The following is an 8,730-nucleotide window of genomic DNA, read 5'->3' on the forward strand; positions in this document are numbered from 1 at the left end:
GCAGGCACCTTCTGCACTTCGGTCGTCGCGAAGATGAACTTCACATGCGGCGGCGGTTCCTCGAGAGTTTTCAGCAACGCATTGAAGGCACCCTTCGAAAGCATGTGCACTTCGTCGATGATATAGACCTTGTAGCGCGCCGAAACCGGTGCGTAGCGCACAGCCTCGATGATCTCGCGGATGTTGTCGACGCCGGTGTTCGATGCGGCGTCGATCTCGATCACGTCCATGTGCTGGCCGGCGGCGATCGCCACGCAATTGGCGCAGACACCGCAGGGCCTGACCGTCGGACCGCCGTCGCCCTCCGGACCGACGCAGTTCAGCGCGCGTGCGATGATGCGGGCGGTCGAGGTCTTGCCGACCCCTCGCACTCCGGTCAGCAGCCAAGCCTGCGCAAGGCGGTTGCGGGCAATGGCGTTGGCAAGGGTGGTGACGACCGCATCCTGCCCGATCAGCGCATCAAAGTCGCCGGGCCGGTATTTGCGGGCCAGCACGCGATAGGGTGCATCTTCAGGAAACAGGCTCATGCGGCCTGAGTGGCGCTTTGCCCCGCCGGGATCAAGATGTATCGGCGCCACCACGCGACAGACGGCGCAACGTCCGACACTGGTGGAGCCCGAAACGACCCGCGCCGTGATCGTTGCGGCTGCTTCCTTCCGGACCTGACCGGGTTGGCGAGCGGCACGCCCGCTCCGGGCTCCGCCGGCGCATATGGCAATGGTTCAGCCTGCGCGCAACCTCGGGCAGGGGGCGTCCTGCCCACGCACCGGTGGTGGCGGCTTCGACGGGTCGGCGGGCGGTGTCGTCAGGTCACCCGGAAAGGCACCGGAAACCGCCAGGACGACTGGCTTTCTGGCGCGCATTTCATGTTTATGGTCAAGGCCTTGCAATGCCGCGCGAACAGTTGCCGGGCAGACTGTTTCGACCGCCCCCTGCAATTGCATCGCACCATGGCCATCGGGTTTCAGCATACCGGAAAAGCGCGCCACTTCGCCGCCCGCATCAGTAAGGCTGGCGCTGCGAATCGCCACGATGCCGCCATCGGCCCAGCCCGCATAGCCTTTCAGCGGCGCCCGGCCCTGCACCTCGGCCTCGACGGCAAGGGAAAGCGGGTCGCCGCCACCGAATCGGACATCCTCGCCCGACAGGATGATCTCGGCGCGGGCAGCGTTCGCACTTGCCGCTCCATCGGCCGGCAGTTCACGGACATGCGCTTCGAAGTGGCGGGCGTCGGCTTGAACCGGCAGCAGCCCGGTCTTGATGGCGGCCTGTTCCCAGACCATCGACAGCCGCGCGAGCCTGCCCTGTTCCAGGTGCAGCGAAGCCTGCGATTCGGGCGCGGCCACCTCGATCCCCGCACCGGCCAGCGGCGCGACTTCGACTTCGGCGACCGGGTTGCGCAGGCTCAGCACCTGCCGGTTGCGCTGCCACGGCACCCGGTTCACCACCAGTTCGTCGGCCCGCACCGCGCCGTGCAGCACATCGCCGCCGCGCGCATCGAAATGCTGCACTCTGGCTTCCAGCCGGTAGGGAAAGCCGCTGATTTCTATGGCGGTGTCGGCGGGCAGCGCCTTTTCCAGTTCGGCGCGGAAGTCTGCCGCATAGCCGCGCCACAGCCACAGCCACAGCAATATCCCCAGCACCAGCGGCGCCAGCGTCGCCCACAGCGGGATGCGGCTCATGTGCGGACTTCGGCTGTCAGCGGGTCGCGGTTGATCGCCTCGTGGACCGCTGCCTCAAGTTCCTCGCGGCCGAGGCCCGCCGGAATGTCAGGCAGAAAGCTGACGGTAACGACCCCGGAATGCTTGGCGAATCGCTTCGGCCAGCAATAGCCGGCGTTCACCGCCATCGGCACCACCGGCAACCTCAGGCCGCCATACAGCGCGAACAGCCCGGCCTTCAGCGGCGGCGCCGTGCCGACGGCCACCCGCGTCCCCTCGGGGAAGATGAACACCGGGCGCCCGTCTGCGGCGCGGGCTTTCGCCTGCCGCAGCATGGATTTCAGGGCAGCGCCGCCACGATCACGTTCGACGAAGATACTGCCGTGGCCCGCCGCCAGAAAGCCCCAGAACGGAATGTGGCGCAGCCCCTCCTTCATCACCACGGCGGGATGATCGAACAGATACAGGGTCAGGATCGCCTCGTACCAGGACTGGTGCTTGGAAGCGACGAGGACGCCCGACTGCGGAATCCTGCCCCGGACCTCAAGGCGGATGCCCAGAAAGATCCGCGCGCACAACACGAACCAGCTTGCCCAGATATGGGCGCCGCGCCGGAGCACTTCGTGCGATACCCTGGCGAACAGCGCCATCGTCAGGATGATCGGCACTGATCCGATGATGAACAACGGATAGAAAATCAGCGTTCTGAACAGCGCGATCATGCCGGGCGAACCCGCAGCAGCGTCCACGCCGCCTGAAACTTCACATATTCGACAAGCATCGCAAACGGCGGAAGGCCGGCGCGCACGCCGTCGGCCACCACTTCGACATCGGGCGGAAGCCGCGCTTCCAGCTCGGCCCGGGCGCGTGGCATGTGATACCCGGCCGTCACCAGCCGCACCGACTTGAATCCATGTTTCTCCACCCAGTCTGCAACCTCACGCGCATTGGAACGCGTGCTGTCGGCCTCGAAACCAAGATCGACGCAACAGGCGAACAACCCACGCGGGATCGACGCCGCGCCGACCAGTTCCCCCGGCTTCACCGCCCGGTCGACGCCCGACACCAGCAGCCGGCGGGCAAGCCCGGCGCGCAGCACGGCAACGCCGCGCGCAACCCGGCCCGGCCCCCCGGTCAGCACGGCCACGCCATCCGTCCGCACGTCGTCGGCAGCGGGGCCGGGCACCTGCAGGATGAACAGCGCGAACCCGCCGACCCACAGCAGAAAGCCAAGCGCCAGAAACCGAACCAGCCAGCCGAACGCGTCCGGTTTCGCCTGTTTCGCGCTGCTGCCGCTTCTGCCGCTACGTTGTGCCATGCCCGACGCGAGATAGCCCGGCCGTGGCCAAATGGGAACGGCCTCATGTTGCTTTTGCAGGTCTCGTGCATGCCTCTCTTGTGAGAGAGGCTAAGCTGTGGGAAAGGCTGCATATGCAGCTCACCTGCCCGACCTGCGGGGCGCGCTACCGTATCGACGCCACGCTTTGGCCGACAGAGGCCGGGCCGGATGGCGAACCTGTCCACCGTGCGCGCCGCGCGCGGTGCAAGGTCTGTCGCACCGTCTGGAACGCGACACCCGAGGAAGAACTGCTGGAGCTGGAAGACCCGCTTCCCCCCGAGGACGAACCCCGCCCCGGAGAGGCGGCCTGGGCCAGCCTCGGCGGCTGGCCGGAACCGAAACCGCTGGCGCCGCCCCCAGGCGATTTCACCCCGCCGTTGACGCAGCCGCCGCCGGTGTTCACGCCGCCCAAAGACCCCGGCGCACCGATTTATGCGCCGCCGGCGCGCCCGCCCATTCATTTCGAATCACCCCCGGTGCCGATTTCGGCGCAGGCGGATACGCGGCCGCCGTTTCACGGCAGGCTGCCCGGCCCCGCCGCGTTCGCCGAAGAAGATCCGGAAGAAAACGCGCCCGCGCCCGCCCACGACGAACAACTTTGGGAGGACGACGACGAGTATGAATCGACGCCGCGTCGGCTGTGGCTTTGGTCCCTTGTGGCGCTGACGGTTGTTGCAACCGTCGTCGTCGTGGCGCTGCTCACCGGGCGGCTCAGGCCAGAGGACTATGGCCTGCCGCCAGTCGAACTGCCGCAGATCGGTCTGCCGGCAATCGAAATGCCCCGGATTGAAATGCCCCGAATCGAAATGCCCAGGGCACCCGAATCACCACTGGCGATCGAAGCCGACGCCGTGAAACGCAGGCTTCCCGATGCCCGCGCCATCTGGGAGGTTTCCGGCAGGATCACCAACCCGACGAAATCGCGCCAGCCGGTGCCGACCGTCGAACTGCTGCTGCTGGATTCGGGCGGACGAACGGTCGGAAGCTGGACGGTGAGGCCGGAAACACATGAACTGGCCCCCGGCGGCACCGCCCGCTTCGAGACGGGGACAGTCGCGCCGCCCGACAGTGCCGTGCGCGTGCGTGTGCAGTTGAAACCCGCCGAACTGGGGCGCCTGTAAGGCGGGCGGCTTTCCGCACAGATCATTTTGTCCTATATCAAGGACAATTGAATCCTTGCAGAGCATCGACCCGTCATGACCATCAGCACGCGCCCCTATATCGAGTTCGTTCAGGCCCAGTGCCTGCCGTGGAAACGTATCGGTAGCGGGCTCGCCCGGCCCGACGTCGAATACAAGATGCTGAGCCGCGACGCCGAAACCGGCGCATGCAGCCTGCTGATGCGCTATCCGGCCGGCTGGTCGCGCGAGGGGCCGGAACATATCGTCGCCGACGAGGAGTTCTACGTTCTCGAAGGCAGCCTGACCATGGACGAGCGCGTCTATGCCGCCGACCAGTATGGCTTCCTGCCCGCCGGCTGGACGCGCCATAACATGTCGTCGCCCAGGGGCTGCGTGCTGATCGCCTTCTACGACCGCGAGCCGATACTGATCGGCGAAGCGGGCGACCCGGCTGTGCGCCAGTCGCCGCGCGCGATCGAGTGGCTGGACGCCGCCGCCATGCCCTGGGACATGACGCTGAACGATCCCAAGCTGAAGCACCTCGGCATTTCACGGAAGAACCTGCGCACCGACCCGGAAACCGGCGAACGCACCTTTCTGTCGCTGGTGCTGCCGCAATCCACACCCGAGGGGAACAAGGGGCCGCAGGAAACCCACCCGATCGTCGAGGAATCCTATCTGATCGCCGGATCGCTGACGGGGCCGCATGGCACCATGTATCCCGGAGCCTATTTCTGGCGCCCGCCCGGCATCCCGCACGGCCCGTTCGGCGCGCGCTGGGGCTCGGTGTCGCTGATGCGCTTCGTCGGCGGCCGCCACGTCAATGTCTGGACGCAGACCGAAGCGCCCTTCGACTTCGCCACCCCCTACAACCCGGTGCTGCCCGAGGCATTGCAGCATGTCGCCGGGATCGGCTGGACGCCGCCGCCGGCCTACTGAACTCTCAGCTCAGGCCATGGCGGCGGCACGAATGAAGCCGCCGCCCAGCACCCGGCTGCCATCGTAGCAGACGGCGGCCTGCCCCGGCGCAACCCCGAACTGCGGCTGGTCCAGCAGCAGATACGGCCGGTCGCCACCGAACAGCCGCGCACCGGCCAAGGGCGCCATAGACCGCAGCTTCACATCGACCGCCAGGCCATCGGTGGGAACCGTATCCGCCAGCCAGTTCAGTCCGTCCAGCTCGACGCGCGATACCGCAAGCGCCGCGCGCGGCCCCACCACCAGACGGTTTTCCTCGACGTCCAGCCTGACGACATACAATGGTTCGGCCTGACCGCCGATCTCGATCCCCCGGCGCTGGCCGATGGTGAACCCCACCAGCCCGGCATGCTGCCCTAGCACTGCGCCCGAAAGGTCGACGATCGCGCCTGGCCGGTCGGCGTCGGGCCTCAGCTTGCGCACCACTGCCCGATAATCGCCGTGCGGAACAAAGCAGATGTCCTGGCTGTCGGGCTTGTTCGCCACCCTTAGGCCGAAATGCTGCGCCAGCAGCCTGACGGTGCGCTTGTCCAGCCCGCCAAGCGGGAACATCAGCCGCTGAAGCTGCGCCGTTGTCGTTGCGAACAGGAAATAGCTCTGGTCTTTCGACGGGTCGATCGCACGATGCAGTTGCGCCTGACCGCCCGCATCGAATCGCTGGACATAATGGCCGGTCAGCAGCGCCTCGGCCCCCAGATCCCCGGCCACGCCCAGCAGGTCACGAAACTTTACCGTCTGGTTGCAACTGATGCACGGCACCGGCGTGCGCCCTTCCAGATAGGAATCGGCAAAGGCTTCCATCACTTCCGAACGAAAGGCCGACACATAATCCAGCACATAATGGGCAAAGCCGCGCGCATCGGCAACGGCGCGGGCGTCGGCAATGTCGGAACCGGCGCAGCACGAACCTTCGCGCGCGGGCGCCCCTTCCTGATCCGACAGGCGCAGTGTGACCCCGATTGTCTCGCAGCCGTGCCAGTGTGCAACCGATGCGACGACACTCGAGTCGACCCCGCCCGACATGGCGACGACGACCCGGCTGCCCGGCGGCGGCAGCCGTTCCGAGACCTGCTTCAGCGCCTGCTGAAGATCATCCGGCCGGGCAGGCGATTCACCATCCGTAACAGTCGGAGGCTCAGGAGTAACAATGCTTTGCACCACTTCAGGCACGATTTCGGTTACCTATAATCATCGTCGGCCTCAAGGCGGGCAAACGCCAGCCGTTGCTTGGGAGAAGGCAGGCAAAAGGCCGACGAACGAGCCGGGAGCGCATCCACGGCACACCATGCGCGGGCAGATGAGCCTGATGCAGTGAAAGTGCAAGTGCGCGAACGGTTCGAGGTTGGATGACGACTGCTTTGTCGGAAGAGCAAGGGTCTGGATGATGACGAAGGAACTGGCAACATCTACTGTGGCAGCAGCAGCCGCCATTGGCGGCAACGATATTCGCACGCCGGAACGGGCGTGGAAGGCAGGAAAGGAAGCGGCGTCGGAACCCGCTCGCCCGACCGAGGTGCCCGGCCCGCTGGGACAGCCCATCACCCTGGACACGCTGCCACCGGCCAACACGCGCCGCTGGGTCGTTCGCCGCAAGGCAGAAGTGATCGCGGCGATCCGTGGCGGACTGCTGACGGCCGCCGAAGCCTGCGCCCGCTACCAGCTCAGCCCGGAAGAACTGGAACTCTGGCAGGAATCGCTCGATCGCGCCGGTGTCCCCGGCCTCAGGGTCACGCGGATCCAGCTCTACCGCGATTATCCGGCGAAACCCGCCCCGCGCCCCGCCGTCCGGCAGACGCGCGACCTCGGGCGGGACTGGAACATCTGAACAAGAACGATCCGGTCGCCAGGCATCTGCGCCGAACCGGAAACTGAAGGACACATCGGATGGGCATCAACGCAATGAGCCGGACACGCGACCTCGGCAGCCGCGACGACGGCATGGCCGCCCGCAGCCAGACGGCCGCGCGACCCGACGGCATCGCCGCACCATCGCGCGCCCGGTTCACCCAGCAGTCGCGCGCCACCCGCCTGCTGCTGGTCGAGGACGACCGCGTGCTGGCGGATTCGCTCAGCCGTTCGCTCGAGGCAACCGGGTTCACCGTCTATGTGACCGCCTATGGCGAAGATGCGCTGGATCTGGCCCGCGCCTACCGCTTCGATGTGGTGGTCCTCGACCTGTCGCTCCCCGACATGCCGGGCCAGCAGGTGTTGCAGACGCTGCACCAGGCGCGCCCCAACATGCCGATCATCATCCTTTCGGGCGAAACCGATCTTTCATCCAAGATCGACAATTTCCTGGAAGGTGCCGACGATTATGTGACCAAGCCGTTCCACCGCGACGAACTGCTGGCGCGCATCCACGCCGTTCTCAGGCGCTCGCGCTCGGCGGCACCGCTCGAAATCGACGTCGGCCCGCTTTCGATAGACCTGGTGTCGCACCGGGCGCAGGTCGGCGGGCGGCAGGTGCCGCTTACCGGCAAGGAATATGCCTGCCTCGAATTTCTGGCCAGCCGGCGCGGCATGACCATCACCAAGGAAATGTTCCTCGCCCACCTCTATGGCGGCCGCGACGAGCCTGAGATGAAGATCATCGACGTCTTCATCTGCAAGCTCCGCCGCAAGCTGAACGAGGCCGGCGCGCCGGGGATCATCGAAACGATCTGGGGCCGCGGCTACATGATCGCCGCCGAAGGCTGAGGGCCAGCCTGCGCCGCCGCGTCCGGGTGGCGATCGGCATACGAGTTTCTGTTCAGCGTTTCTGTTCAGGGTTTCTGTTCAAGGGTTGGACAGGCCATCATGGGCCTGGGGCCGGTTGATCCGCCTCAGGCCCATTTTTTATACGGCCCGCTCAGCCATGCCTTCTGCGCGGCCCCTCGGCCAGCGCCCGGATCACGCCGCGCAGCGTTCGCACTTCCTCGATGGTGAATTGCGGCCGTGCCAGAATCTGCGCCAGCGCGCGTTTCGTCGCCGGTGTGCGGTCGGGCACATGAAAATAGCCTGCCGCTTCCAGTTCCTGTTCCAGATGCTCGATCAGCCCGGCCAGTTCGCCGTGCGGTGCCGGTTCGTGCCGGCCGGGCTGGCGGGCAGGCGGCGCTTCCTGCTGGAACCATTCATAGCCCATCAGCAGCACCGCCTGCGCAAGATTCAACGAGGCGAATTCCGCACTCACCGGGCAAGTGACGATCCACTGCACCGGCGCCAGATCGTCGGCGGTCAGCCCCGATCGTTCCGGGCCGAACAGCACGCCGCTTTTCAGGCCGCGCGCCGCCGCGTCGCGGATCATCGCCGCCGCCTCGCGCGGGGTGATGACGGCCTTTGCCATGTCGCGCGGGCGGACGGTGGTGGCGAACGTCAGATGGCAGTCGGCCAGCGCCGAGGCGACGCTCTCATGTTCGGTCACCGCGTCCAGCACATGATCGGCGCCCGATGCGGGCGGCCCGGCCTCGGGGTTCGGCCAGCCGTCGCGCGGCGAAACGAGCCGCAGTTCATCGAGCGCGAAATTCCCCATGGCGCGGGCGGCCATGCCGATATTCATGCCAAGCTGCGGCCGGACGAGGATGAAGGCAGGTTGAAGCATGGGGCGCCTGATGGACGAGCGACGCTTCTTCGTCGAGTCCGCGCTGCACCGTGG

General features: G+C 66.6%; 10 protein-coding genes and 1 other RNA gene. 4 read left to right on the forward strand and 7 right to left on the reverse strand.

Features of this window, described 5'->3' with window-relative positions:
* The 5 genes from dnaX to AC16JP_RS00245 all read right to left on the reverse strand — a co-directional run.
* Positions 1–527: DNA polymerase III subunit gamma/tau (gene dnaX / locus AC16JP_RS00225; protein ID WP_484338589.1), on the reverse strand; the 527-nt coding region annotated here is incomplete at its 3' end.
* A 78-nt stretch (positions 528–605) separates the two neighbouring features.
* Positions 606–704: signal recognition particle sRNA small type (gene ffs / locus AC16JP_RS00230), an RNA gene on the reverse strand.
* 18 nt (positions 705–722) lie between these two features.
* A complete protein-coding gene (locus tag AC16JP_RS00235) occupies positions 723–1,682 on the reverse strand; it encodes a hypothetical protein (protein WP_484338590.1) in 960 nt (319 codons plus the stop codon).
* Positions 1,679–2,383, reverse strand: coding sequence for a lysophospholipid acyltransferase family protein (locus AC16JP_RS00240; protein WP_484338591.1), 705 nt, complete (start codon positions 2,381–2,383; stop codon positions 1,679–1,681). Before AC16JP_RS00240 ends, AC16JP_RS00235 begins: the two co-directional genes overlap by 4 nt.
* Entirely contained in the window at positions 2,380–2,979 is a 600-nt protein-coding gene (locus AC16JP_RS00245) for a YdcF family protein (RefSeq protein WP_484338592.1), read from the reverse strand. The genes AC16JP_RS00240 and AC16JP_RS00245 overlap by 4 nt, the downstream gene beginning before the upstream one ends.
* 113 nt (positions 2,980–3,092) lie before the next feature.
* Between AC16JP_RS00245 and AC16JP_RS00250 the strand changes: the two genes are divergently transcribed.
* Both AC16JP_RS00250 and AC16JP_RS00255 read left to right on the forward strand, forming a co-directional pair.
* Entirely contained in the window at positions 3,093–4,121 is a 1,029-nt protein-coding gene (locus AC16JP_RS00250; protein ID WP_484338593.1) for a DUF3426 domain-containing protein, read from the forward strand.
* 75 nt (positions 4,122–4,196) lie between these two features.
* Positions 4,197–5,060, forward strand: coding sequence for a cupin domain-containing protein (locus tag AC16JP_RS00255; protein ID WP_484338594.1), 864 nt, complete (start codon positions 4,197–4,199; stop codon positions 5,058–5,060).
* 9 nt (positions 5,061–5,069) lie between these two features.
* Here AC16JP_RS00255 and mnmA read toward each other — a convergent pair whose 3' ends face one another.
* Positions 5,070–6,176, reverse strand: a complete 1,107-nt coding sequence (gene mnmA / locus AC16JP_RS00260) for a tRNA 2-thiouridine(34) synthase MnmA (RefSeq protein WP_484338597.1) — start codon at positions 6,174–6,176, stop codon at positions 5,070–5,072.
* Positions 6,177–6,543: 367 nt separating this feature from the next.
* On the opposite strand from mnmA, the gene sciP reads away from it, so the two are divergent.
* Both sciP and AC16JP_RS00270 read left to right on the forward strand, forming a co-directional pair.
* Entirely contained in the window at positions 6,544–6,924 is a 381-nt protein-coding gene (sciP, locus tag AC16JP_RS00265; RefSeq protein WP_484338598.1) for a CtrA inhibitor SciP, read from the forward strand.
* A 59-nt stretch (positions 6,925–6,983) separates the two neighbouring features.
* Positions 6,984–7,796, forward strand: a complete 813-nt coding sequence (locus AC16JP_RS00270) for a response regulator transcription factor (RefSeq protein ID WP_484338595.1) — start codon at positions 6,984–6,986, stop codon at positions 7,794–7,796.
* Positions 7,797–7,947: 151 nt separating this feature from the next.
* On the opposite strand, the gene AC16JP_RS00275 is transcribed toward AC16JP_RS00270, so the two are convergent.
* A complete protein-coding gene (locus AC16JP_RS00275) occupies positions 7,948–8,676 on the reverse strand; it encodes an RNA methyltransferase (protein ID WP_484338596.1) in 729 nt (242 codons plus the stop codon).
* Between the last annotated feature and the right edge of the window lie 54 nt (positions 8,677–8,730).

This window comes from Sandaracinobacteroides sp. (assembly GCF_057137845.1).